23 protein-coding genes and 1 pseudogene are annotated in these 24,166 nt (G+C 68.1%); 9 read left to right on the top strand and 15 right to left on the bottom strand.

Annotated elements, in window-relative coordinates; translation table 11 throughout:
* The first annotated feature begins 52 nt into the window (after positions 1–52).
* Positions 53–1,033 carry a homoserine kinase gene (locus ASG51_RS09700; protein ID WP_056380479.1) on the top strand — a complete coding sequence of 327 codons (981 nt, stop codon included), beginning with the start codon at positions 53–55 and terminating at the stop codon, positions 1,031–1,033.
* Between the two features lie 58 nt (positions 1,034–1,091).
* Here the strand turns inward: ASG51_RS09700 and ASG51_RS09695 are convergent, their stop codons facing one another.
* Positions 1,092–1,574, bottom strand: a complete 483-nt coding sequence (locus ASG51_RS09695; protein ID WP_056351505.1) for a peroxiredoxin — start codon at positions 1,572–1,574, stop codon at positions 1,092–1,094.
* Positions 1,575–1,792: 218 nt separating this feature from the next.
* Here ASG51_RS09695 and ASG51_RS09690 point away from each other — a divergent pair, with 218 nt between their 5' ends.
* A complete protein-coding gene (locus ASG51_RS09690) occupies positions 1,793–2,401 on the top strand; it encodes a YqgE/AlgH family protein (RefSeq protein WP_056213748.1) in 609 nt (202 codons plus the stop codon).
* Between the two features lie 9 nt (positions 2,402–2,410).
* On the opposite strand, the gene ASG51_RS09685 is transcribed toward ASG51_RS09690, so the two are convergent.
* On the bottom strand, positions 2,411–3,226 hold the full coding sequence (locus ASG51_RS09685; RefSeq protein WP_347379732.1) for a hypothetical protein: 816 nt from the start codon (positions 3,224–3,226) through the stop codon (positions 2,411–2,413).
* Between the two features lie 595 nt (positions 3,227–3,821).
* Here ASG51_RS09685 and dnaK point away from each other — a divergent pair.
* The 4 genes from dnaK to ASG51_RS23320 all read left to right on the top strand — a co-directional run bounded on the left by dnaK (position 3,822) and on the right by ASG51_RS23320 (position 8,317).
* Positions 3,822–5,735, top strand: coding sequence for a molecular chaperone DnaK (gene dnaK, locus ASG51_RS09680; RefSeq protein WP_056213744.1), 1,914 nt, complete (start codon positions 3,822–3,824; stop codon positions 5,733–5,735).
* A gap of 155 nt (positions 5,736–5,890) precedes the next feature.
* Positions 5,891–7,051: a molecular chaperone DnaJ gene (dnaJ, locus tag ASG51_RS09675; RefSeq protein WP_056213741.1), complete on the top strand. Its 1,161-nt coding sequence runs from the start codon at positions 5,891–5,893 to the stop codon at positions 7,049–7,051.
* Positions 7,052–7,229: 178 nt separating this feature from the next.
* Positions 7,230–7,865 (top strand): rRNA adenine N-6-methyltransferase family protein, encoded by a 636-nt coding sequence (locus ASG51_RS09670; protein ID WP_056380475.1) that lies wholly within the window; start codon positions 7,230–7,232, stop codon positions 7,863–7,865.
* 122 nt (positions 7,866–7,987) lie between these two features.
* A complete protein-coding gene (locus ASG51_RS23320; protein WP_244480108.1) occupies positions 7,988–8,317 on the top strand; it encodes a hypothetical protein in 330 nt (109 codons plus the stop codon).
* A 42-nt stretch (positions 8,318–8,359) separates the two neighbouring features.
* Here the strand turns inward: ASG51_RS23320 and deoA are convergent, their stop codons facing one another.
* Genes deoA through ASG51_RS09645 form a run of 4 tightly spaced genes read right to left on the bottom strand, consistent with a single transcriptional unit; the run spans position 8,360 to position 11,676 of the window.
* Positions 8,360–9,673 carry a thymidine phosphorylase gene (gene deoA, locus ASG51_RS09660; protein WP_056380473.1) on the bottom strand — a complete coding sequence of 438 codons (1,314 nt, stop codon included), beginning with the start codon at positions 9,671–9,673 and terminating at the stop codon, positions 8,360–8,362.
* Positions 9,670–10,413, bottom strand: a complete 744-nt coding sequence (gene deoC / locus ASG51_RS09655; RefSeq protein ID WP_056380472.1) for a deoxyribose-phosphate aldolase — start codon at positions 10,411–10,413, stop codon at positions 9,670–9,672. Before deoC ends, deoA begins: the two co-directional genes overlap by 4 nt.
* The gene (locus ASG51_RS09650) at positions 10,413–11,243 is read right to left on the bottom strand and encodes a purine-nucleoside phosphorylase (protein WP_244480107.1); all 831 of its coding nucleotides are present in this window, start codon (positions 11,241–11,243) and stop codon (positions 10,413–10,415) included. Before ASG51_RS09650 ends, deoC begins: the two co-directional genes overlap by 1 nt.
* A gap of 4 nt (positions 11,244–11,247) precedes the next feature.
* Entirely contained in the window at positions 11,248–11,676 is a 429-nt protein-coding gene (locus ASG51_RS09645) for a cytidine deaminase (RefSeq protein WP_056380828.1), read from the bottom strand.
* A gap of 203 nt (positions 11,677–11,879) precedes the next feature.
* On the opposite strand from ASG51_RS09645, the gene ASG51_RS09640 reads away from it, so the two are divergent.
* Complete coding sequence (locus ASG51_RS09640) at positions 11,880–12,101, top strand: DUF2093 domain-containing protein (protein WP_056213726.1); 222 nt, start codon at positions 11,880–11,882, stop codon at positions 12,099–12,101.
* Between the two features lie 223 nt (positions 12,102–12,324).
* Here ASG51_RS09640 and ASG51_RS09635 read toward each other — a convergent pair whose 3' ends face one another.
* The 4 genes from ASG51_RS09635 to ASG51_RS09620 all read right to left on the bottom strand — a co-directional run bounded on the left by ASG51_RS09635 (position 12,325) and on the right by ASG51_RS09620 (position 18,013).
* A complete protein-coding gene (locus tag ASG51_RS09635; protein ID WP_200941333.1) occupies positions 12,325–14,487 on the bottom strand; it encodes a TonB-dependent siderophore receptor in 2,163 nt (720 codons plus the stop codon).
* Between the two features lie 442 nt (positions 14,488–14,929).
* Positions 14,930–15,913 (bottom strand): tetraacyldisaccharide 4'-kinase, encoded by a 984-nt coding sequence (lpxK, locus tag ASG51_RS09630; protein WP_056380466.1) that lies wholly within the window; start codon positions 15,911–15,913, stop codon positions 14,930–14,932.
* A gap of 10 nt (positions 15,914–15,923) precedes the next feature.
* The gene (locus tag ASG51_RS09625) at positions 15,924–17,231 is read right to left on the bottom strand and encodes a 3-deoxy-D-manno-octulosonic acid transferase (protein WP_056380826.1); all 1,308 of its coding nucleotides are present in this window, start codon (positions 17,229–17,231) and stop codon (positions 15,924–15,926) included.
* Between the two features lie 5 nt (positions 17,232–17,236).
* Positions 17,237–18,013 (bottom strand): lysophospholipid acyltransferase family protein, encoded by a 777-nt coding sequence (locus ASG51_RS09620; protein WP_056380465.1) that lies wholly within the window; start codon positions 18,011–18,013, stop codon positions 17,237–17,239.
* A 317-nt stretch (positions 18,014–18,330) separates the two neighbouring features.
* On the opposite strand from ASG51_RS09620, the pseudogene ASG51_RS09615 reads away from it, so the two are divergent.
* Positions 18,331–18,831, top strand: a pseudogene (locus ASG51_RS09615) (VIT1/CCC1 transporter family protein); the annotation flags it as partial.
* A 100-nt stretch (positions 18,832–18,931) separates the two neighbouring features.
* Entirely contained in the window at positions 18,932–19,831 is a 900-nt protein-coding gene (locus ASG51_RS09610) for a metallophosphoesterase (RefSeq protein WP_056380825.1), read from the top strand.
* Positions 19,832–19,858: 27 nt separating this feature from the next.
* Here the strand turns inward: ASG51_RS09610 and ASG51_RS24610 are convergent, their stop codons facing one another.
* The 5 genes from ASG51_RS24610 to ASG51_RS09590 all read right to left on the bottom strand — a co-directional run bounded on the left by ASG51_RS24610 (position 19,859) and on the right by ASG51_RS09590 (position 23,710).
* Positions 19,859–20,011 (bottom strand): hypothetical protein, encoded by a 153-nt coding sequence (locus ASG51_RS24610; protein WP_200917569.1) that lies wholly within the window; start codon positions 20,009–20,011, stop codon positions 19,859–19,861.
* Positions 20,012–20,341: 330 nt separating this feature from the next.
* On the bottom strand, positions 20,342–20,917 hold the full coding sequence (locus tag ASG51_RS09605; protein ID WP_056213717.1) for a hypothetical protein: 576 nt from the start codon (positions 20,915–20,917) through the stop codon (positions 20,342–20,344).
* 154 nt (positions 20,918–21,071) lie between these two features.
* The gene (locus tag ASG51_RS09600) at positions 21,072–21,527 is read right to left on the bottom strand and encodes a hypothetical protein (protein ID WP_056213714.1); all 456 of its coding nucleotides are present in this window, start codon (positions 21,525–21,527) and stop codon (positions 21,072–21,074) included.
* Positions 21,528–21,617: 90 nt separating this feature from the next.
* Positions 21,618–23,141, bottom strand: a complete 1,524-nt coding sequence (locus tag ASG51_RS09595; RefSeq protein ID WP_277996203.1) for a chromosome partitioning protein ParA — start codon at positions 23,139–23,141, stop codon at positions 21,618–21,620.
* Between the two features lie 290 nt (positions 23,142–23,431).
* Positions 23,432–23,710, bottom strand: coding sequence for a hypothetical protein (locus ASG51_RS09590; protein ID WP_056380460.1), 279 nt, complete (start codon positions 23,708–23,710; stop codon positions 23,432–23,434).
* Positions 23,711–24,166: the final 456 nt, after the last annotated feature.

Here is a 24,166-nt window from a genome sequence, read left to right as displayed (position 1 = left end):
CCGTTCGGCGCCCCTGTCCATTTCGTCCCCGAAATTATCAAGCGAACGTGCCGTGGCAGTCTACACTGAGGTCTCCGACGCGGCGCTTACCGCCTTTCTCGCGGCCTACGACATCGGTACGCTGCTTTCCTACAAGGGCATCGCCGAGGGCGTGGAGAATACGAATTTCTATCTCCACACCACTGGCGGCTCGTTCATCCTGACTCTCTACGAGAAGCGCGTCCGAGCGGACGACCTGCCGTTCTTCCTCAACCTGATGGAGCACCTCGCCGCTCGCGGCCTCGCGTGCCCACAGCCGATCCGCGATCGCACCGGAGTTGCACTGGGTGAGCTCTGCGGCCGACCCGCAGTGATCGTGACCTTCCTCGACGGTGTCTCGGTGAAGCATCCCGGCGTCGATCACTGCCATGCCCTCGGTCGGGCGCTCGCCGGGTTGCACGCGGCAGGTGCCGATTTCGGGATGCGGCGCGTCAACAATCTCTCGGTCGATGCATGGGAACCGCTCTTCCGTCTTTCGGAGCCTCAAGCGGACACCGTTTCACACGGCCTGACCGAACGGGTTCTCGGTGACCTCGCCGTGCTCCAGGCGTCGTGGCCCTTGGGTCTTCCGTCCGGCGTGATCCACGCCGACCTCTTCACCGACAACGTGTTCTTCATCGGCGATGAACTGTCGGGGCTGATCGACTTTTATTTCGCCTGTACCGACGCCTTCGCTTACGATCTGGCCATCTGCCTCAACGCCTGGTGCTTCGAGGCGGACGGCAGCTTCCACCGCGACATGGGCGCGGCTCTGATCGCGGGCTACGAGGCGGTGCGCCCCTTGGTTTCGGCCGAGGTCACGGCCTTGCCGATCCTGTGCCGGGGCGCGGCCCTACGCTTCATGCTGACCCGACTCGTCGACTGGCTCAATGTGCCGACCGGCGCTCTGGTCCAGCCGAAGGATCCCCTGGAATACGACCTCCGGCTGACCTTCCATCGCACTGCGACGGATGCGCGGGATTACGGTTGGGCCGGCCCGGGACCGTCAGCCTAAGGGCCTCCCCGGACGTCTCATCTTGCCGGCGGATCCATGGCATCCGCCGGCGCATGGGTCAGATCACTTTGAGAAGAGCCTCGGCACCCGACAACTCGGTCTTGGCCGGGGAGTCCTCGACGTTGAGAACACGTACGACACCGTCCTCGACGAGCATGGCGTAGCGCTTCGAACGGGTACCGAGGCCGAACCCGGCACCGTCCATATCGAGCCCCATCGCCTTCGCGAACTCGGCATTGCCGTCAGCGAGAAACTCGAGGCCCTCGGCCCCACTCGCCTTCTGCCAGGCATCGAGCACGAACACGTCGTTGACCGAGGTGATCGCGATGGTGTCGATGCCCCGAGCCTTGATCTCGGCCTGCTTCTCCACGAAGCCGGGCAGGTGGTTGCGGTGACAGCTCGGCGTGAAGGCACCGGGGACCCCGACGAGGACAACGCGGCGGCCCTTGAAGAGGTCGTCGGTGGTCTTGGCTTCCGGGCCGTCCGCCCCACTCACGCGGAACGTGACCTGGGGGAGGTGGTCGCCAACCTGAATGGTCATCCGTCGTCTCCTGAAGATCGCTGGGGCATCCGAACCTTCGGATCCCTGATCACTGTCGCAGCGTCGTACCCGGTCGACACACTGGGCCCGCCCGTGAAAAATCGTCTAGCTTGCAGGGGTTAGCCTGTCGAGTTTCCACTGCCGCCGATGTGGCGGATATCCATCGGCGGAACGTGCCGTGCCCTGGACAAAGGCGCCTGCCCGCGTAGCATGCGCCAATGCAGCGTTCACAGGCCCGCACGGGCGATCCCGCCTATCTTGATGGTCAGTTTCTCGTCGCCATGCCGGGTCTGACGGATTCACGCTTCGCCCGGTCGGTCATTTATCTCTGCGCCCATTCGGCGGACGGAGCCATGGGGATCATTCTCAACAAGGCCGTCACTGACCTCAGTATGCCCGATCTGCTGATCCAGCTCGATATCGCGAGCGAGACCGATGCGATCCGGCTCCGCGAGCGCGTCGGGCACATGCCCGTGCTGATGGGCGGCCCGGTCGATGCCAAGCGCGGCTTCGTTCTCCACACTGACGATTTCCATATCGATCAGTCCACGCTGATCATCGATGATGGAATCTGCCTCACGGCGACAGTGGACATCCTACGGGCGATCGTGGCCGGAGACGGTCCGGCCAGTGCCGTCTTGGCCCTTGGCTATGCGGGATGGCAGGCGGGGCAACTCGAGAACGAGATCCTGGCCAATGGCTGGCTGGTCTGCCCGGCCGACCCAGACATGATCTTCCACACGGCTCTCGAAGCCAAGTACGAGCGCACGTTGCGCAACAACGGCATCGATCTCGCGATGCTGTCAGTGAGCGCCGGCCATAGCTAAGGCTTCGCGCTACTGATCGGCGAACGGAGCGCCACCCGTATCCGGATTCATGCCCTCCACCGGCGGCTTGCGGCGCGGGCGTGGCGGGGATGCCGAGGCGCTTGGTGACGCGGTGTTGGTGTTGACCCCGAGGCGGGTAGCGAGTGCCAAGGCCCGCGCTTCGGTGAAACGCAGGTTGCAGAAGCCATGCGCCCCTTCGCGAGCATAGGTTCGGCACATCTGCTCACGATCCGATGAGAAGGCCGCCTGTTCGGTGACCACGGGGCGAAGCTCGGGGCCGCGCAAGCGCTGGCTGATCAGCTTGTAATTCTCACGCACGGCCCGGTCGGCACCGCCGCGTGCGGCCTCGAACTCGCTCGCTCGTGGAACGAGCGTCGCGGCAGCCGGTCCCCACAGACCCGTTGGGGTCGTGGCGCAATCGGCCGCTGCGAAGGTGCAGACAGGACCGGACATCGATTGCACCAGGATGGCGCCATCGAGGACATCGAACCGAAGGGGACACTCGCCGCCGGTGACCTCGAAGCGGCCGACGCCTTCCGGGCGGCCCTCCGACGAGACCGCCAACGGCGCCCCCCCGTTCAACGGAACCTTGCAGGCTTCGACCGGCTGCGAAATCTTATTGCCCGGCAGGACGATGCGGGCCGTGGTGCCCGCTCCGGCCCGTTCCAGCTTCAGGCTACCCGTGAGCCCGTTCAGCATCAACTCCTGGCCCATCAGGTTGTCCTCGGAGGGCGCTTTGAGGACGATGGGCTGACGGGGAACCGGGGGCGCCTTCGGCGCCTCGGTGGCGGATGGCGGAATTCCCTCGCCGGGGGCACCCGGCATCGGAGACTGCGGAGCCGAGGGTACCCCCCGTGGAGGTACTGGCGGCTTGGCCGCCCGCCCAATCCCGAACAACTCCTCGAAGAACGACTGCGCACAGGCCGGGTGAGGAACCGATGCCAGCACCGGGAGAAGAAGAAGCACGCGGGTCAGACGCATCGAAACTTTCAGGCCTATATCCGTGGAAACGGCGTGATGCGCAGGCAAGCACGTTCAAGCCCCACTTACCATGCAACGATTGTCTTGCCACGGCAGCGATGCCGCTCCTTGCCGACGAGACATCGGGGACCCCGCTGGCGCCGTCGTTGCGAAGACCGCGGCTGGCGGCCCGTGAAGCTGTCGGAATTCCAAGTCGATGAGGGGGGTAACGCGGTTCCGCGCAATCGGATGCACCTCCTCGCCGGGCTCTGCCTTGCGGCCTCGCGACACCCTTCTTATATCGGCCGAGACGCGGGATTAAGACCCGGCTCTGCACCGTTCCGGGGCGCAAACCGGTGTCCAAGCCCGTTCTCACACAGTCAGTTTTGCAAAGCCATGGGCCGAGCTGCTTCGGGGCTCGGCGGTCTGCTTGACCAAACGACAACAGAGGGATCCCACCATGGGTAAGGTAATCGGTATCGATCTCGGCACCACGAACTCCTGCGTGGCCGTCATGGAAGGCACGCAGCCCAAGGTCGTCGAGAATTCGGAAGGTGCGCGCACCACGCCGTCGATCGTCGCATTCACCGACGAGGGCGAGCGGCTCGTGGGCCAGCCCGCCAAGCGTCAGGCGGTCACGAACCCAGAGCGCACCTTCTTCGCCATCAAGCGTCTCGTGGGTCGGACCTACGACGATCCGATGACGCAGAAGGACAAGGGTCTTGTCCCCTACAAGATTGTTCGCGGCGACAATGGCGATGCCTGGGTCGAGGCGGACGGCAAGAAGTACTCGCCCTCGCAGATTTCCGCCTTCACCCTGCAGAAGATGAAGGAGACGGCCGAGGCGCATCTCGGTCAACCGGTGACGCAGGCCGTCATCACGGTACCCGCCTACTTCAACGATGCCCAGCGCCAGGCCACCAAGGATGCTGGCAAGATCGCCGGTCTCGAGGTCTTGCGAATCATCAACGAGCCGACCGCGGCGGCCCTCGCCTACGGCCTTGACAAGAAGAAGGCTGGCACCATCGCAGTTTACGACCTCGGCGGTGGCACCTTCGACGTGTCGATCCTTGAGATTGGTGATGGCGTATTCGAGGTGAAGTCCACCAACGGCGACACCTTCCTGGGTGGCGAGGACTTCGACAACCGTGTGGTCGAGTATCTGACAAGCGAGTTCAAGCGCGAGCAGGGCATCGACCTCACGAAGGACAAGCTCGCCCTCCAGCGCCTCAAGGAAGCCGCTGAGAAGGCCAAGATCGAGCTGTCGTCAGCGACACAGACCGAGATCAACCTGCCCTACATCACGGCCGATGCTACGGGTCCAAAGCACCTCGCGCTCAAGCTCAGCCGAGCGAAATTCGAATCCCTCGTGGACGATCTCGTCCAGCGCACCATCGAACCCTGTCGCAAGGCGCTCAAGGATGCCGGCGTTTCGGCCTCCGAAATCGACGAGGTGGTGCTGGTCGGTGGCATGATCCGCATGCCGAAGATCCAGGAAGTCGTGAAGTCCTTCTTCGGCAAGGAGCCCCACAAGGGCGTCAACCCGGATGAGGTCGTGGCCATCGGCGCGGCGGTTCAGGCCGGTGTGCTCCAAGGCGACGTCAAGGACGTGCTGCTCCTCGACGTGACCCCGCTGTCGCTGGGCATCGAGACCCTGGGCGGCGTGTTCACTCGCCTGATCGACCGCAACACCACGATCCCGACGAAGAAGTCCCAGACCTTCTCGACGGCCGAGGACAATCAGAACGCGGTGACCATCCGGGTCTTCCAGGGCGAGCGCGAGATGGCGGCCGACAACAAGCTGCTCGGCCAGTTCGATCTGATGGGCATTCCTCCGGCCCCGCGCGGCATGCCGCAGATCGAGGTGACCTTCGACATCGACGCGAATGGCATCGTGAACGTCACGGCCAAGGACAAGGCGACGAACAAGGAACACCAGATCCGCATCCAGGCGTCGGGTGGCCTGTCGGACGCCGATATCGAGCGGATGGTCAAGGACGCCGAGGCGAATGCCGAGGCGGACAAGAAGCGCCGCGAACTCGTCGAGGTGAAGAACCAGGGCGAGAGCCTGATCCATGCCACCGAGAAGTCGGTGAAGGAGTACGGCGACAAGGTCACTGCGGACGACAAGGGCGCCATCGAGACGGCCATCACCGCGCTCCGCACCGCCCTCGAGGGGGACGATGTGGAGGTCATCAAGGCCCGCACCACCGACGTGATGCAGGCTTCGATGAAGCTTGGCGAGGCGATGTACGCCGCCAACCAAGCCGGTGAGGCGGGGGCCGAAGCCGGCACCGGTGAGGCGAAGAAGGACGACGTCATCGACGCCGACTTCCAGGAAGTCGATGACAAGGACCAGAAGAAGCGGGCATAACGCCTACATCTGAAGACGGGGCCGGAGCGATCCGGCCCCGAGCCATGTTCGGCTTGTCCCGATGAGCGGAACCAGCCGCGTTTCAGGCGCACCGGCGTTTAATGGGGACGGTGCGGTCCAGTCGGATCGAAGCGCCGGGGACTTTGAGGACGGGAATGTCGAAGCGGGATTATTACGAGATTCTGGGCGTCTCCAAGACCGCGACTGACGGCGAGATGAAGGTCGCCTTCCGTAAGCTCGCCATGAGCTATCACCCGGATCGCAATCCGGGAAATGCAGAGGCCGAGCTCAAGTTCAAGGAAATCAACGAGGCTTATCAGTGCCTGTCTGACGGTCAAAAGCGTGCCGCGTACGACCGCTTCGGCCACGCCGCATTCCAGCAGGGTGGCGGCGGCGGTCCCGGATTCGGAAACGAGTTCGGCGACTTCATGTCGGATATCTTCGACAACTTCTTCGGTGATGGCCGGGCCGGCGCTGGCGGCGGGCGTGGCGGCGCGCGCGGCGGCCCGGCACGCGAGCGTGGCGCCGATCTCCGCTACAATCTCGAGATCTCCCTCGAAGAGGCGTTCAGCGGAAAGGCCGAGACCATCAAGATGGCGACCTCGGTCACCTGCGAGGTCTGCTCCGGCTCCGGTGCCAAGGCCGGCTCGAAGCCGCGTCCCTGTCAGACCTGCGGTGGCTATGGCCGTGTGCGTGCGGCCCAGGGCTTCTTCGCCATCGAGCGCACCTGCCCGAACTGCCACGGCCGCGGCGAGGTGATCGACGATCCCTGTAGCGCCTGCAGCGGTGCAGGCCGCGTGACGCGCGAACGGACCCTCGCCATCAACGTACCGGCCGGCGTTGACGACGGCCTGCGGATCCGTTTGGCCGGCGAAGGCGAGACGGGCCTGCGCGGCGGACCGGCGGGTGACCTTTACGTCTTCCTCTCGATCAAGCCGCACGAGTTCTTCCAACGTGACGGCGCCGACCTGTTCTGCCGCGTGCCGATCTCCATGGTGACCGCGGCGCTCTCGGGCGAAATCACCGTGCCGGTTATCGATGGCTCGCAAACCCAGGTCCGTATCCCAGCCGGCACCCAGACGGCGAAGCAATTCCGTATCAAGGGCAAGGGCATGCCGGTGTTGCGATCGCGCGACGTCGGCGACCTCTACATCCAGGTTTTCGTCGAGACGCCGCAGAACCTCTCGAAGCGCCAGCGCGAATTGCTCCAAGAGTTCGATCAGTCGGCCTCCGACGAGAACCATCCGGAGAGCGCGGGCTTCTTCTCCAAGGTCAAGGATTTCTTCGACGGGCTCGGTGGGGTAGCCAGGACATAGACTTGCAATATCCTTCGGATCAAAACCGTTCGGCCACGGTTATCGCATGTGGCGGTCGAGCACCGCCTGCACGATCCTTGTGTGCGCCCCGGCGGGTTCGATGTTTGCAAGCTTGACTGCCGGAGAGCTTCGTCGTCTAGCCTTTCCCTCCCAACCCGTGATCTGAGGACATAGGGTCTTGCCGCCGCTACGCCGCTCCAGCGCAAAAGCCGACCTCGCTTCCGGTGCCAACCGTACACGGCGGGATCCGCTGGAGGACGAGGCGCGATTCCTGCGTTCCTGGTTCGAGCGTCCCCTCGTCACTGGCGCTGTGACGCCGTCTGGCAAGATGCTCGCCCGCACGATGGCCTCCTACGTCGATCCGCGCATCTCCGGCCCTGTAATTGAACTCGGACCTGGGACGGGACCCGTCACCGAGGCCTTGATCCGGCGTGGCGTCGAGCAGGAGCGCCTGATCCTGGTCGAGTATAATCCGGATTTCTGCAAGCTGCTGCAGAAACGCTTTCCCCGCGCGACGATCTTGCGCGGCGACGCCTACAACATTCGCGAAACGTTCGGCACGATGCTGGCGGAGAAGGCGGCGGCGATGGTTTCAAGCCTTCCGCTCTTCACGAAGCCCTTAGAGCAACGTCTCGATCTCTTGAACGCTGCCCACGAAATGATGCATCCGAGTGCGCCGTTCGTGCAGTTCACCTACGCGGTGGTCCCGCCGATCCCGGCCCGGTGCGATGCCGGCACTTACACGGCCAGTCGTTCGAACCGAGTCTGGCTCAATCTTCCGCCAGCGCGTGTCTGGGTCTATCGCCGACCCTGAGGGCGATCGTTGGATTTCCGAACGCAGGCTGAAGAGAGGTCTCAGTTCGCGTTCAGTGCCAGAGCACTATCCCGGATGCCGAGGGCGAGACCCGCCTTGGCAATCGAGACAGGAGCTTCACGATGATCACCTTGCGCGCAGTTTCTTTGCGGGGAATGAGAACTCTGTTCGCCGTGATGAGCTTCGCCGGCGGCCTCGCACTCGCGACGAATGCGCAGGCTTTGCCCCTCGTGGCGCTGGTCCACGGGGATCCGCAAACCGCAATCACCCCGGTGCAGTACTGGGGCGGGCATGGTGATTGGGGCCATCATCGCCGCCATCACGAGGACCGCGGCTATGGTCACCAGCGCCGGCATTTTGGCTGGGGGCATCGCGATCACGGCTGGGATCATTACCGCGGTTGGGAAGGGCGTCGTCACCATCACCACAGTCGCGGACGTTACGACTACTGACCGCTCCGGCTTCCGGTGCTTCACCGAAGAGCCGGCGCCTGCCTATCCCGCGATCCGCTCCAGGACCGCAGGCGTTCGCTCCACGGGTGTCGGGTCGATGCGGTAGGCCGCCAGCAAAGCGGCTTCGGCTCGCTCGGCGGAGGCTGCATCGGCTGCATGGACCATCGCAAGCGGCTGGCCTTGCTCGATCCGAGCTCCGATACGGGGCAGCCCGGTGAAGCCGACACGTGGATCGATGTCGTCCTGCGGGCGGGTTCGACCACCACCGAGACCGATCACCGCAATGCCCAGATCTCGCGTCGCGATCGAGGCGACGTAGCCGTCCGTCATCGCAGCGATCGCGCGCGTGATCGGCGCCTTTGGCAGATAGCGCCCGGTCCGCTCGACGAGGTCGACGGGCCCTCCGAGCGCAGTGACCATCCGGGCGAAGACTTCGAGCGCGCGGCCTGACGCTCTCGCGTTCTCCAGGCGGGCAGAGGCGTCCGCGACGTCGGAACTGAGGCCGCCGACCACCAGCATCTCGGCGGCAAGCGCCAGCGTCACGGCGTGGAAGGCCGGCTCGCACGAGCGCCCGGTGAGATAGTCGAGGGTATAGGCGACCTCCACGGCGTTTCCGGCCGCCGACGCGAGGGGCGAGTCCATGTCGGTGATCAGCGCCACCGTACGCAGGCCCGCACCACCCGCCACATCGACGATACTTCGCGCAAGACCCTCGGCTTCCGGGCGCTCGGCCATGAAGGCGCCCGAGCCCACCTTGACGTCCATCACCAGGCCGTCGAGGCCGGCAGCGAGTTTCTTGGACAGGATGGAGGCGGTGATCAAGTCGAGGGACTCGACAGTGCCCGTCACGTCCCGAATCGCGTAGAGGCGCCGATCCGCGGGCGCGAGGTCTGCGGTCTGTCCGATGATGGCGCAGCCCACATCGGCGGTCACACTCCGGAAGCGGTCGAGGCCCGGCATCGCGTCGTAGCCCGGGATGCTCGCGAGTTTGTCGAGGGTGCCGCCGGTATGCCCGAGGCCGCGTCCCGAGATCATCGGGACGTAGCCGCCGCAGGCCGCGACCATCGGTGCGAGCGCGAGGCTGACCGCGTCCCCCACTCCGCCGGACGAATGCTTGTCCAGGACGGGTCCGGGTAGGTCCCACCGCAGGACGGTGCCGGACTGGGTCATCGCCCGGGTCAGCGCCACGCGCTCCGACCGCGACAGGCCGCGGAAAAACACCGCCATGGCGAAGGCAGCGGCCTGCCCCTCGGTCACCCGCCCGTCCGTCAGGCCCGCGACGAAGTCCGCGATGTCCTCGGCCGGGATCGCGCCGCCGTCCCGCTTGGTGCGGATGAGTTCTTGGGGCAGCCTCATCGGCCGGGCTCGGCGGAGGCCGCGACCAAGGCCGTGCGCAGGCTGCTGGCGCCGAGGCGAAATGTGCGGGGAGAAACCCAGGCCGGCCCCATGATGCGATCGGCGAGGGCGAGGTAAGTGCCCGCATCCGCGACGGTTTTCAGGCCTCCCGAGACCTTGAGACCGACGGGATGCCCCCCCGCGTGGTCCCGGATGGCGCGGAGCATGGTCTCGGCGGCCTCCGGGGTCGCCGAGACCGCGCTCTTGCCCGTGGAGGTCTTGAGGAAATCCGCCCTGGCCTCGATGGCGAGGCGGCTCGCGGCCGTGATGGCATCCGGGGTCGCCAGGACACCGGTCTCCAGGATGACCTTCAGCAGACGACCGTTGTCGCAGACGTCGCGGATCGCGGCGAGCATGGCGCGCGCCGTGCCGGTCTCGCCAGCGAGGACGCTGCGATAGGGCAGGACGAGATCGATCTCGTGGGCGCCATCGGCCAGCGCTTCGGTCGTATCCTCCACCGCCCGCTCGATGTCGTCGCCGCCGGCGGGAAAGTTGATGACGGTGGCGACGCGGACCGGCGTGCCGGCCAGCAGTCCGGCGGCGCGGCTCACGTAGTGCGGCCAGACGCAGACGGCGGCGACGGCGCTCGCCCGGGCGTCGCGGCAGAGCGCGTCGATGGCGGTCTCCGAGCAGGATTCGCTCAGATCGGTGAGGTCGAGGAGGGGCAGGGCCCGCCGGGCGATGGAGGCGTCGTCGGTCATCAGGGGGCACTCGCGGGGAGGCGGGCGACGAAGGCGGCGACCAGGCGGGCGAGGGCGTCGCCGGCCCGGGCGGCGACGGCTTTGGTCTCCGCGTGGTGGGGATCGCCGCCGTCGATCCCGGCGCCGAGGTTGGTTACGACGGACAGGGCGGCGACGGGCAGGCCGTAGAAGCGGGCGAGGATGACCTCCGGCACCGTCGACATGCCGACGAGGTCGGCCCCGAGGAGGCCGGCCATGCGGACTTCCGCCGGGGTCTCGAAGCTCGGTCCGGCGAACCAGGCATAGACGCCCTGGTGCAGGACGACGCCGGATTCCCGTGCTGCATCAAGGAGATGGGCGCGCAGGGCGGCGTCGTAGGCGCCCACCATGGGCACGAAGCGGGCGTCGCTGGCCTCGCCGATCAGCGGGTTGAGGCCCGAGAGGTTGAGGTGGTCGGTGAGCGCCACGAGGCTGCCGGGACCGACCTCCGGCCGCAGGGAGCCGGCGGCATTGGTGAGGAGAAGCGCTTGTGCTCCAAGGACTTGCGCGACGCCGAGCGGCACCCGCATCACGGCGGCGTCGCCGGTCTCGTAGGCGTGGGCGCGGCCCTCGAAGACGAGGACCCGGCGTCCGGCGAGGGTCCCGGCATGGAGGCGGCCGCCATGGCCGCTCACGCCCGGGGCCGGAAACCCCGGAATCTGCCCGTAGGATACCGAGAGGGTCGTGTCGAGGTCACGCACGATTCCGCCGAGTCCGGTGCCGGTGACGATCGCGCAGGCGAAGGGTCCGCCGAACCCCTGCGCGCGCAGCAGACCGGCGGTGGCCTGGACCCCCGGCTCCGGTTCACGCAAGGATTCATCCCCCATCGGTCCCCCCGGGAGCGGCGCCCAGGTTGTCCGGGCCGAAGGAGTCGGGCAGCAGGGCCCCGACGGTGAAGGCGGCGCGCAGGCCCGCCGGGTCGGCGACGTGGACCCGGACCGCGGGACCGGCGAATTCGCGGATGCGCTGCCGGCAGGCGCCGCAGGGGGTGACGAGGCCGGGCCCCGGGCCGAGGACCAGCACGGCGGCGATGCGCCGGCCGCCCGAGGCCACCATGGCGGCGATGGCGCCGGCCTCGGCGCAGGTCCCCACCGGATAGGCGGCGTTCTCGACGTTGCAGCCGGCATGGAGGGCGCCCGACTCGTCGAGGAGCGCCGCCCCGACGGGAAAGCGCGAGTAGGGGGCGTAGGCGCGCCCCTGCGCGGCCCGGGCGGCCGCGAACAGGCGGGACAGGTCCGGACTCATGACGTCCGAAATCTTGGCGTCCGAAATCTTGGCGTCCAAAGTCGTGGATTCCGGGGTCATCGGGGCGGGACACGGCACGGCATCCCGCGACTTAGGCACCAAGGGGCGGGGCTGTCGAGGCCCGGCGCGGCGGATGCATCGACAGCGCGCCCCCGGGCTCCTAAGACGGGGCGAATGGAAGACGGGCCGGGAGGCGGGGGACCATGTTGGGACGTTTCGAGCGCGGCGCCTCCGGCGAGGCGGTGGTGGAGTACGGCGACGGCACCATGCGGGTGATCAAGCCCGGCAGCTTCGTGCGCTGCGCGGTGACCGGCGAGGCGATCCCCCTCGATGCCCTGCGCTACTGGAGCGCGACCCGACAGGAGGCCTATGCCAGCCCCGAGGCGGCGATGCAGCGCCTCGCCGAGACGGGACGTCCGGATTAGGGGATTTTCGCGCAATTAATAGGTCAGAGACCGGGTAGGTTCTGCACATACGAATTTGATGAAGGCTACCGCGGGTGCAGCCCTAACATCGGATTGCCTCGTACGACCAGCTTGGGCGGATTTTCGCTGGTCCGCTTACCGGCGGTTCAGGCATTACAGTGGTCGTAGACGCCAAACAGATGGGTGATCCGTTTCAGAGGCCCCTTCTTGGCAACGATAAAGGTCAAAAGCGTGCTGCGACACCGCCCATGATCGTGCGCGGCGTACCCGGTGTAGCGTAGCGGTTCTGGAAGGCGCGGTCGTAATAGTTCGTGTCGAGTAGGTTGTCGACATTGAGATAGACCCGCACCTGCGGAGTGATCCAATAGTACGAGATCAGGCTTAAGATCGTGTAGTCCGGCAGACGAAAGGTCGAGAGGGCGGTGCCAGCCTTGCGCTGACTGACATAAGTCACGCCACCACCAAGACCAAGCCCCCGTAATTCTGCCCCTTGGAACTCGTAGACGCTCTGCAGGGCGAGGGTGTCGGCAGGGATGTTGGCGATCCGCGTGCCCACGGGCAGCGTGTTGTCGCGGCTCACGGAGGCATCCGCATGGGTATAGGTGCCGATCACCCGCCAGCCGGGTGCCAGATATCCAGCAACGGTCAGGTCGAAGCCCCGGCTGCGCACCTCGCCCGCCGCCACGCTGAAGTTTGGATCGACGGCATCGGCCGTGAGGACGTTGGTGCGCCGGATGTCGAACAGAGCCGCCGTGGCGCTCAGTTGCCCGTCGAGTAGGCTGAGCTTGGCGCCGACCTCGTAGCCTTCGCCTTGCTGGAAAGCAAAGGGGCGTCCCGAGCGATCCGTGCCGGTATTCGGCAGGAAGGAACGGCCGTAGCTGCCGTAGACCGAGACCTCATCGGTGAGATCGTAGGTGAGGCCGAAGCGCGGGGTCGCGACCGTATCCTGCAGGCTCGTGGTGCGGCCGGTGCGGTAGTCGGTGGAAACGAGGCCTAGATTCTCCACGCGCACGCCCAGAAGGGCATGAAGGCGTGGGGTGAGGTCCATCTGATCCTGAACGTAGCCACCGAAGCTCTCGGTGTTCTGCAGGAAGTTGGTGATCGAAGTGAGTGGAGGGCGGGTGGATTGCCCGTAGCGGGGCGAGAGGAGGTCGAGGATGAAGGGGAAGAGGTTTGCGTTCGAGCGGTCGAAGATCTCGCGATAGCGGTACGTGTCGTACTCCAAGCCCATCAGCAGAGTATGGCGGAATGGGCCGGTCTCGAACTTGCCCGCGAGGTTGAGTTGCAGGTCGAGATCCGACCAACTCAAGTCGCGATGCTCAAAGGTTCGGCGTAGGGTACGCCCATCACTGAGGACATTCATGGCGCCTACGCCGTCGCCAAAGAGCTTCCCACCCAGCGCCTGGACGCCGGCAGTGACCACCCAGTCCTGATCGAGCTTGTGCTCGATGCGCAGCTGGCCAAGGGCGTTATCGTTGCGCACCGGCGGGATGCCGGGCTCGCCAATGAAGCGGTTGCGCGGCAGGGCGCGGATGTTACCGTTGATCGGCACGACGCCCCGGTCGAAGGTCGCCGTCGTGCTGGCGAACTCGCCCTCCAAAGTGATCGTGGTGTCAGCGGTGGGCTTCCAGGCGATGACGGGAGCGAGGTAGAAGCGGTCGCCGTGTACGAAGTCGCGGAAACTTCCGTTGTCCTCAACGGCGCCCGTAATGCGAGCGAGCACCCGGCCTTGCTCGTCGAGGGCGCCAGTCGCATCGAAGGTACTGCGCTTCTGGTTGAAGCTTCCGAACTGCGTGCCGATCGCAAGGGCTCGCTCGGCCAATGGCTGCTTAGTGACGATGTTGAAGGTCCCGCCGGGATCGCCGCGTCCGTATAGGAAGGCAGACGGACCCTTCAGCACCTCGATTCGCTCAATGGAGACCACGTCCGGCGAGGGCGGGTAGCCCCGATTGATTGGGAAGCCGTTGCGGTAGTACTCGCCCGTATTGAAGCCACGGATGGTGAACTCCGTCAGGCCAAGGCCCGCGAAATTGTTGGCCCGGCCGACGCCGGCAAGATCGAGGGCGGTGTCGACCCGCGTCGCGGCGGCGTCCTGCAGAACCCGATCCGGCACGACGACGACCGTCTGCGGCACCTCGCGTATCGGCGTGTCGGTGCGGGTTGCGCTGACGCTGTCCCGTGCAAGGTAGCCATCGACCTTGCGTGCTGTTCCGCCCGCAGACGCTCCGGAGCCGGCCACCGAAAGTTCGTCGAGCTGAACCTCTTGTGAAGCATCTGCGGCGAGCTGAGCTACGGCCAAACTGGGCCCGAAGCTGACTAACGAACCCGATTGCGCCAGAAGCACGAAAGCAGCGGACGAGGCCAGCGTAGTGGTTCTCTTGGGCATTTTGCTCGACACGTTCACGCACGCAAACCAACTTGAATCAATTCGGTCCGTTACGGTCCAGAAACACATGCGGTCAAGCTTGCAGGTTTCCGAGCACACACGTCTAGTTTCGAGGTATTCGAATATACCTTGGCCTTGGTCTAGAAGCGTTATAATCTGTCGCGTCTCGCAGGAGATGTGTTGCATACGCGTGACAGCGATGGAGGTCGTTCGCCGGGCCAGCAGTTCCATTTGTGTTGCAGCCGGTTTGAGGCGGCATCCCGCCTGCGTACTTCTGACGAACAGCGCATCCGCTGGACGCCCTGACGGATTGCTACTTTCAAGAAGTGCTCATAGTTGGCCGTATAATCGCCTGGGGTCGTCAGTGACCTGTCCGCTTCGAACTGCAGATCGAATTGGGCGCCAGGCGAGAAAGTCTTTCAAAGATCCGACTTGATCTTTGCTATCGCCCAATCCCCACAACCAACCCCCGCAACTGCCCTAGCAAAACCCCCTCATCGGCAAACGCCAAAGTAACAGGCAGCACCGCGACGCGGGCGGCGAAGGGGGCGGTGAGGCGGACGTGGTCCTTCTCGGTGGTGACGAGGTCGGCGCCGAGGCGGGTGGCTTCGGCCGCGAGGGTGGTTTCGTCGGCGGGGCCGTAGGGGTGGTGGTCCGGGTAGGCGCGGGTCGCGACCAGGGTGGCGCCGGCCTCTTCGCAGGTTGCGAAGAACTTTTGGGGGCGGCCGATGCCCGCGAAGGCGAGGGCGCGGCGGCCTGTCAGGTCGGCGCCGGGGATCAGGCGGGCGCGGTGGACCGGGAGTCCGCGGGCCGCCGCCGCCGCCGCCACGGCCTCGCCCCGGTCTCCGGTCCCGATCAGCACGAGGCCGTGGATGTGGGGCCATTGCCGGGCCAGGGGCACCCGCAGGGGGCCGGCCGGGAAGGGCCGCCCGTTGCCGAGGCCGGCGCCGGCATCGACCACGGCGAGCGACAGCGTCTTGGCGAGGCTCGGGTTCTGCAAGCCGTCATCCATGACGATGACGTCGGCGCCGGCTTGGACGCAGAGGGCGGCGCCGGCCGGGCGGTCCCGCGACAGAATCGTCGGCGCGGCCCGGGCCAGGAGCCGGGGCTCGTCGCCGGTCTCTTCGGCCGTCTGGCGGGACGGATCGACCCGCACCGGCCCGGCGAGGCGCCCACCATAGCCGCGGGTCAGGAAGGCCGGGTTCGCCCCGAGGGCGCGCAGGTGGGCGGCGAGCGCCAGGGCGGTGGGGGTCTTGCCGGCCCCGCCCAGGGTGAAGTTGCCGACGCAGAGGACGGGGCAGGGGGCTCTTTCGCCGGGCCGGTCCATCCGCGCGGCGGTGTGCCGGCCGTAGAGGGCGCCCACCGGGGCGAGGGCGCGGGCGAGGGGATGGCCGGGGCCTGCGTCCCAGAAGGCGGGGGCGCGCATCAGCCGGCGCTCACGGGGCCGCCATCGCCCGGAGCGTCATCTGGGCGATGAAGGGATCGAGCACCGCCAGGGTGCGGGCGACGGCGCCCTCGAAGGGCTGGAGCGCGGCTTCCCCCGCCCGGCTCATCGCCGCGATGCGGGGGCCGTCGGCCAGGAGGGCGTCCAGGGTTTTCGCGAGGGCGTCGGCGTCGGTCACCGTCAGGGCGCCGCCGGCTTCGTCCAGGGCGGCATAGACCTGGGTGAAGTTGTGGATGTGCGGCCCGTGCAGCACGGCGGCCCGCAGGCGGGTCGGCTCGATCGGGTTCTGGCCGCCATGGGGCACCAGGGAGCCGCCGAGATAGACGATGCGGCCCAGGCGGTAGAACAGGCCGAGCTCGCCCAGGGTGTCGGCGACGTAGAGCTCGACCCCGCCATGGGGGCGCCCGCCCTGCGAACGCCGGGCGCTGGTCAGGCCCTCGGCCCCCGCGCAGGCGGCGACGTCGCCGCCGCGATGGGGATGGCGCGGCACCACGATGGTGAGGAGGCGCGGCCAGCGTTCCTTGAGGCGGGCATGGGCCCGGGCCGCCATGGCGTCCTCGCCCGGATGGGTGCTCGCCGCGACCCAGACCGGCCGGTCGCCGACGAGGTCGCGCAGGTGGGCGAGCTGCTGGCCATCCGCCGGGGGCACCTCGGAATCGTATTTCAGGTTGCCGGCGATGCTGACCCGGGGGGCGCCGAGGCGGCGGAAGCGGTCGGCATCCGCGTCGGTCTGGGCAAGGCAGATCGCGATGCGGGCCAGCAGCGCCTCGGCGGTCCGGGGGGTGCGGGCCCAGCCCCGATACGAGCGCTCGGACATCCGTCCGTTGACCACGAGGAGGGGGATGCCGTGCCGGTGCAGGCCCAGCACCGTGTTCGGCCAGATCTCGGATTCGGCGACGAGGGCGAGGTCGGGCCGCCAATGGGCGAGGAATCGGTCCACCCAGCGCGGCGCGTCGAGGGGCATGTACTGGTGCACGGCCCCGGCGGGCAGGCGCCGCCCGATCAGGTCGGCCGCGCTGCGGGTGCCCGTCGTCACCAGCACCGAGAAGCCGCGGGCGATCATGCCGTCCACGAGGCCGACCAGGGACAGAGCCTCCCCGACGCTGGCCCCGTGCATCCAGACGAGGCGGCCCGTCGGCCGGGCCCGGCCCGGCAGGCCGCGCCGCTCGGCCAGGCGTCCGGCATCCTCCTTGCCCCGGCGGGCGCGCCAGCCGAGCAGCCCCACCAGCGCCGGCTCGCCGAGATAGAGACCGGTGCGGTAGGCCCGCAGGAGCGCCGTGAGGGGCGGGGCCTTCGCCATCGCCTTCACGCCGGTTCCCCGACCCGGCCGTCCGCCCCGACGCGGTCGGGATGGCCGACGCGGTCGTGGGGCCCGACCCGGTCGGGCCGGCCGACCAGGGTGTAGGCGCGGTCGTGGACGCGGTTCATCTCGGCCTCGAGCTGCCGGCGCAGGGCCTCCAGGGCCTCGGGCTCCACGTCCCGCGGCACGAAGAGGGGTTCGCCGAACACCATCGCGCCCCGGCCGAAGGGCAGGCCGAGGCAGGCCCGGTCCCAGCTGTCGAAGCGCCAGTGCCGGCTCGTCACCACCGCCACGGGGATGATCGGCCGGCCGGAGAAGCGCGCCAGGGTAAGGATGCCGGCATCGGCCCGGCGCGAGACCTTCGGCACGTCGGCGCTGAAGGCCACGCTCTCCCCGTCCTTCAGGGCCCGCAGCATGGCGCGCAGGCCCTCGGCGCCGCCCTTGGCCCGGGCGTCCCGCAGGACGCGGCCGCGGGCGCCCGAGGCCCGGATCACCCGGACGCCCATGCGGGTGAGCGCGATGGTGTTGATGTTGCCGTCTGCCGACCGCGAGATGATCGTGGCGATCCGGTCGTGCGGCCGGCGCATGAACGAGATCATCGTGTGCTGGCCGTGCCACATGCCGGCGATGAAGGGGCTGTGCGCGTCGAGCCAGGCATCCGGCGCGGCCGGCTCCACCGTGAAGCGGTTGGTGCGCCGCACGAGGCGGAGGTAGCCGCCCGCGAGGATGCCGAGGGCCTGCTGGACCGCCGGGGCGCGGCCGATGCGTTTGACGAGGCTCATCACGTCGCTTTCGCGTCGCCGACGGACCGGCGATGCCGTCGAGGAGGGGATGTCCGCGGAGCCGTCCCGCGCGGCGCGCCGGACGGGCAGGCGGCTGTCTAGCTCCGATCGCGCGGCCGGCGCAACGGCGCTGTGGCGGCCGAATCCGCCGTTTCGGGGGCGAAACCCGGCGCAGGGCGCTTGTTTGGATTGATTCCAAGCTATAGATTGGAATGAGTCCAAAGAGGAACGCGCTCCGAAGGGAGCCCATCAGGACAGGACGCGCGATGATGATGATCTCCCCCGCCCAGGGCGCCCCGGAGCCGATGGCCGCGATCGATGCCGCCGCGGCGGAGGCGCACCGCGCCTTCGTCCTGCGCTACGTCCAGCCGGGGCTCGCCGGGCTGATCGACGGCTCGGTCTCGACCCTGGCGCCGATCTTCGCCGCCGCCTTCGCCACCCACAGCAACGGCGCCACCTTCCTGGTGGGGCTCGCCGCCTCCATCGGCGCCGGGATCAGCATGGGCTTCACCGAGGCGCTCTCGGATGACGGGCAGATCACCGGGCGCGGAACACCCTGGATGCGCGGCCTCGTCTGCGGGGTGATGACCACGGTGGGCGGCCTCGGCCACACGCTGCCCTACGCGATCCCCTCCACCTGGCCGAACGCCTTCGGCGTCGCGACGGCCCTGGCCATCCTGGTGGTGGTGGTGGAGCTGCTGGCGATCGCGGCGATCCGCACGCGCTACATGGCGACGCCGTTCTGGCGCGCGGCCCTGCAGGTCGTGCTCGGGGGCGCCCTGGTGCTCCTCGCCGGCATCGCCATCGGGAGCGCCTGAGGGACGGCGGGCGGATTCGGAAGGCGAGGGTTGACCCCCGGCCCCGGATGGGGCGATGCGGGGCGCGAAATCCCGATCATCGACCGCGCATTGGGGGATGATGTTCCGCCTCGCCCACCTGACCGACCCCCATGTGGGGCCGCTGACACGCCCGCGCCTGCGCCAGCTTCTGAGCAAGCGGGCCACCGGCTACGTGAACTGGCAGCGCGGCCGCAAGGACGCCCACGACATGGAGGTGCTGGCCGCCCTGGTGGCCGACCTCCAGGCGCAGGGGCACGACCACGTCGCCTGCACCGGCGACCTCTGCAACATCGGCCTGCCGAGCGAGTGGTCGACCGCGAAGGTCTTCCTGGAAGCCCTGGGGACGCCCGAGACCGTGAGCTTCGTGCCGGGCAACCACGACGCCTACGTGCGCGGCTCCCTCGAGGGCCTGCTCCTCGCCTGCGGCGCCTGGACGGCGGGCGACGACGGCACGCACGGGCATTTCCCGTACCTGCGCCGGCGCGGGCCGGTGACCCTGATCGGCCTGTCCTCGGCGGTGCCGACGAAGCCCCTGATGGCGAGCGGCCGCCTCGGGCCGCAGCAGATCGCCGCCACCGAGGCCCTGCTGCGGACGCTGGGGGCCGAACCCGAGCCGCCCTTCCGCGTGGTGATGATCCACCACCCGTCGCATCCCGGCGGCACGTCGTCCGGGCGTGAACTGAAGGATGCGGGGGCGTTCACCGCCATGGTGGCCCATGCCGGGGCGGAGCTGATCCTGCACGGGCACAATCACGTCCGCAGCGTCGCGTTCGTGCCCGGGCCGGGGGGAACGTCGATTCCGGTGGTGGGGGCCGCCTCGGCCTCGGCCCGGGGCGATGCCCGGCATCACCGCGCGAGCTACCACCTCTACACGATCACGCGCCGCGCGACGGGCTACGCCGTCGCGGGCATCGAGCGGGGCCTGACCGAGTCCGGAACCATCGCGGATCTCGGCGCCCTTCCGCTGGCCCGCTCCTGAGGCGTCGCCGCCTCGGGATCTCAGGGCTCAGGCGTCCTCCAGCACCTTCGCCTGGGCGGCGAGGCTGGCCTCGTAGCGCTCCGCCTGCAGGCGGGTCAGGCCGCTGACGAGCACGGCCTCGCCCCGGTAGACCGTATAGGTGCCGTCATGCGTCGGCTTCACGCGAATCACGTTGGACATGGCTGTCACCCCGTCAAAAAAGGTTAGACGCGATATGATTTCGGCGGAGGGGAAACATTAACGGTCGGTTCAGACTACGCAAGTCCTCGGCGGCGCTAGACTCGACAAATCGATCCCGCGATGCAGCGAACATCTTGGTATATCAGTTCAGCGGACGAAATCCCCGAACCTTCTCAACGAATGGCTACGCTTGCGCCGCACCATGGTCTCCGGGGGAAGGCGGGGGCCCGCCGGGCCCGTTCCGGCCATCCTGGGCCGCCTCGGCCCCCACCGCGGGCGGACTCGTCGCCGGACCTGATTCTTTTGAGGCGCGACGCCGCCGCCCGACCCTCAGGCGTCGCGCGACGGCCGGCCCGGGACTCGTCCGAGATTGGCCTGCAGGTAATCGCTGATCTTGCGCAGGTAGGCTTCCAGGTCCTGGACCTCGCCCTCGGCGGAGCGGGCCCGCTCCCGCGCATCAAGGGCGGCCTGATCCGCCTCGCGCCGCGCCATCTCGGCCTCGCGGACGCGCAGCTGGGCCTCGCGCATCCGGATCTCCAGTTCCATCGCCTGACGCCGCCAGGCGGACGCCTCGGCGCGGGCCCGATCCAGCTCGGCCTGCTGCTCGACCCGCTCCCGGTGGGTGAGGCGGATCAGGTCCCGCGCCTGGGCCGAGATCGTATCGACCCGCTCGTGCAGAGCCTGGATCGTCTCCATGCTGTGCTCGACCAGGCGCAGGGTCGTGGCGCCGAGTTCCGAGGTGGGCGTGATCGCCGGCACGGGCACCAGGGCAAGCGCCTGGCTGCCGCTCCGCACGGGGCTTTCCGTCTCGCGCGGGTCCGAGGCCTCGCCCCCGTGACGGACGGGCAGCCGGGCGAGCGCGAGATCGATCACGGGCGACAGGACGGGGGAGGCGGCAGCGGACATAGGAGCGGCTGGGATGGGAGCGGCGGAGATGGGTGCAGCGGACATGGGGGCAGAGACCCGGACGGGAAAACGATCATGGTGACGGTCGTTGAACAGGGTCCCGGGCGGGCGGCGTGACCACGCGGGATGGATCCGCCACCGGCGCCCCGGCCCCTCACGGCGTTCCGACCTTGGCCGGGTTCGCCTCGTCCGCCGGCGCACGGCGGGTGAAGCCCTCCACCACGGCGTCGTGCAGGCGGGCCAGCCACTCCTCCGCCTCGTCCGCCCGGCGCTCGGCGAGGTCGGCGCGGGTCTGCGCGGCGGCGACCTGCGCCTCCAGGGCGGTGGCCCGCTCCAGGGCCCGCGCGACCGTGCGTTCCAGCTCCTGCTCCAGCTCCGCGGCCCGCTCCTCGCTGATGCGAATCGCGGCCGTGGCCTCGTGGATCAGATCGAGCGAGGCGGACCAGTCCCGCGTCCGGCCGGCATTGGCCGGAGCCGGAAGGGTCTCGTCCAGATGGGCCTGCTGAGCCGGCTCGGGCGCCCCCGGCCCGCGATGGGGGCTGGGCAGGCTGCGCATCAGCCAGGCTCCGGCGGAGGAGGTTTCTCGGTCGCGAAGCGCGGTCTCGGACATCTGGGCATCCCTGCGCGGGGTCTCCGCCGCGCCGTCTCTTGAAGGGGTGGAGGGGTCGGGTCGGCGAGGCTGGATCGGTCGGGTCGGGCGCTATTTCTCGGGCGGGGGCGAGAAGGGACGGACGTTGCTCGGCTCCGGCGGGGGCGCGGCCGGGGCCGGCTCGCTCCGCGCCCCCTCGTCCCCCGCGAAGCTGCGGGCCGAGCGACGCAGGGCCTCGTGCTGCTTCTGCAGGGCGACGCGGCTCTCGCGGGCGATGTCCAGGGCACCCTGCGCGAGCTTGCGCTCGGAACGCTCGTGCTGGAGCTCCTCGATCAGGCGGTGGTTCACGGTCTCGAAATCCGCACGCTCCACCTCCTGGCGGTGGACGAGGTGGTCGATGCGGTCGGACAGGCTGGAGACCCGGCCGAGGGCCTGTTCCAGGGCCGCATCCTTGGCCGCCATCGCCTTGGTCAGCATCTCGCAGCGGTGCTCGAATTCCGAGCGGGCCCGCTGCATCTCGAGGAAGCGCTCGTTCTGCCGGGCGAGGTCGACCTGGGCGCTCTCCAGCCGACGCTCCAGGGTGACGCGCTCGATGGAGGCTTCCTTGAGGCCGCGCTCGGCCGAGCGGCCGGCCTCGTCGCGCTCGCGGAGCTGCGTGCGGAGCTGGGCCAGCATCTGCTCGGTGTTGGCGAGCCGGCTCGTGGCGGCTTCCACCCGCATGGCGAGGCTCGCGCGCTCGGTGCGATGGTTCGCGACCTCGGCCTCGTACTGGGCCTCCGCCTTCTGGGCGGCGGCGATCTCCGCCGCCAGCTGCTGTTCGACGTTGTGCAGGGCGACGCGGCTGGACTCGGCCTGGCCCTCGAACTCCTGAGCGCGGGCGCTCAGTTCCGCGAGCTGGGCCGCCTGGGCCTCGCTCAGGTTCTGGAGCCGGAGGTTGTCCCGGTCGAGGGCGTGCCGGCTCTCGCGCAGGTCCTGCAGCTCGCTGTCGGACCGGGCCAGCGCCTGGTCGAGGGCCTTGGCCTCCACCCGCAGCGCCTTGCTCTCGCCCTGCAGGGCCCGGCTCTGCTCGGTCTCGGCGAAGAGGCGCCGCTCCAGGTTCTCGGCCTGCAGGGTCTTGTCGCGCAGGGCGATCCGCACCTCCTCGGCCGCCGCGTCGCGGGCCTGGAGGCTGGTTTCGAGGTGGTGCAGCTGGATCTTGGCGGCCGCCACGTCGTTGGTCGCCGCGGCGAGGCGTCCGGTGGCGTCGGCGAGATCGCGCCGGAGGGTGGCCGCGTTACCCTGCTCCATCGCCAGCAGAGTCTCGAGCTCCGCCGTCCGGACCTTGGCCCGCGGAAGCTCCTCGGTGATCGCCACGATCGGCACCAGGAGGGCGGAGAAATCCGCCTGGAGCGACTTCAGGTCGTCGAGGCGCTCGGACATTTCCGCCACGCGGAACCGCAGGCTCTCGTTGTGCTGCCCAAGGGAATCCAGCGAAAGGTCTTCACTGTCCAGTAGCGGCTCCGTCGTCTCCGCCTCATCGGCAATACGGATAAAAGGCACATCCTGTATTGGAGAACGAAGCAATGCATCGGTCTGCTGTGAAGACGGCGCCTTGCTTTCACTTGCGGTCAATTTGCGGAGCGAAAGCCAGCTCATTTCTGCGATCCAATCTCGTGGCGGACAACCCACGACCAGGATCCAACAAGGTTGCAATTTCCTGCCCCTGTCAATCACGCCAAACGCGTCCTGTTAGCAAATTCTTAACGTATGGCTTTTGTAGCGCAGCGGCGCCTGATCCGTCGCGTTGCTGGGCTCAGCTTGACAAGCGTGGCGGTCGACTTGCGGTTCGGACGGCCGATTGCAGCATTGCGGCGTGCAAGCTCGTCCGTCATCCCTCCCGCAAGCGTGAAAACGCGCTGGGGATGGCGCTCTCCACCCGCGACGCGTCAATCCGGCCCGGCGTCGCGCGCCGCCCCGACATGATCGGGCGGCGTCCCGTCCCCGGCCTGGCGAAAGTCGCCCCAGGCGTCCCGGGCGCCGCGCCATGCCATCAGGTAGAGGAGCGGAAGCCGCACCTCGACGACGAGGTCATCGTCGAGCAGGCCGGGGACGATCTCCGTGGTGGCGTCCGGAAACCGGGCGAGGACCGCCGCCTGAATCCGTCGCAGGCGCGGCAGCTGGTCCGCCGTGGGCTCGACGAGGATGTGCTTGATGATCCGGATCATGCCCGCTCATGGCATGGCGCGGGCGCGGCCGTCAGCCGGACAGCTTGTCCTATCGCGGCCGGGCAAGGGCCCTGTCTCGTCCGACGCCCGGCGGCAGCGGAATGGCGCGCTCGATCCTCCGACGCTCCCGTTACTCCGAAGCTCCTGGCCGCGGTCCCCCCGGGATTCGAACCGCGTCCAGGCCGCGCCGGCGACGAGGACGGTTCGCAATGCCGCGGGATCGATCCGGAATTTCGCAGTGCTCGGGGGTGCCCAGTGTTTGCCCGTAGCCTTTTCACGCTGGACGAAATGTCCGGTTTTCGACATTTCCCAATACCCGATTGAAGACTTCACATTCGACCGCTAACATTTACAAAATTAAGATCTACGTAAGTGCTGTCATCGGCCGGAAGGCGTGGGTGAAAACTGCATGACCCGGACGGACAATTCGCCCCCACGTTTGCCCAATCCCTTCAC

The sequence above is a fragment of the Methylobacterium sp. Leaf465 genome, assembly GCF_001424705.1.
Classification (GTDB): domain Bacteria; phylum Pseudomonadota; class Alphaproteobacteria; order Rhizobiales; family Beijerinckiaceae; genus Methylobacterium.
This window is presented reverse-complemented; position numbering and strand designations above follow the sequence as displayed.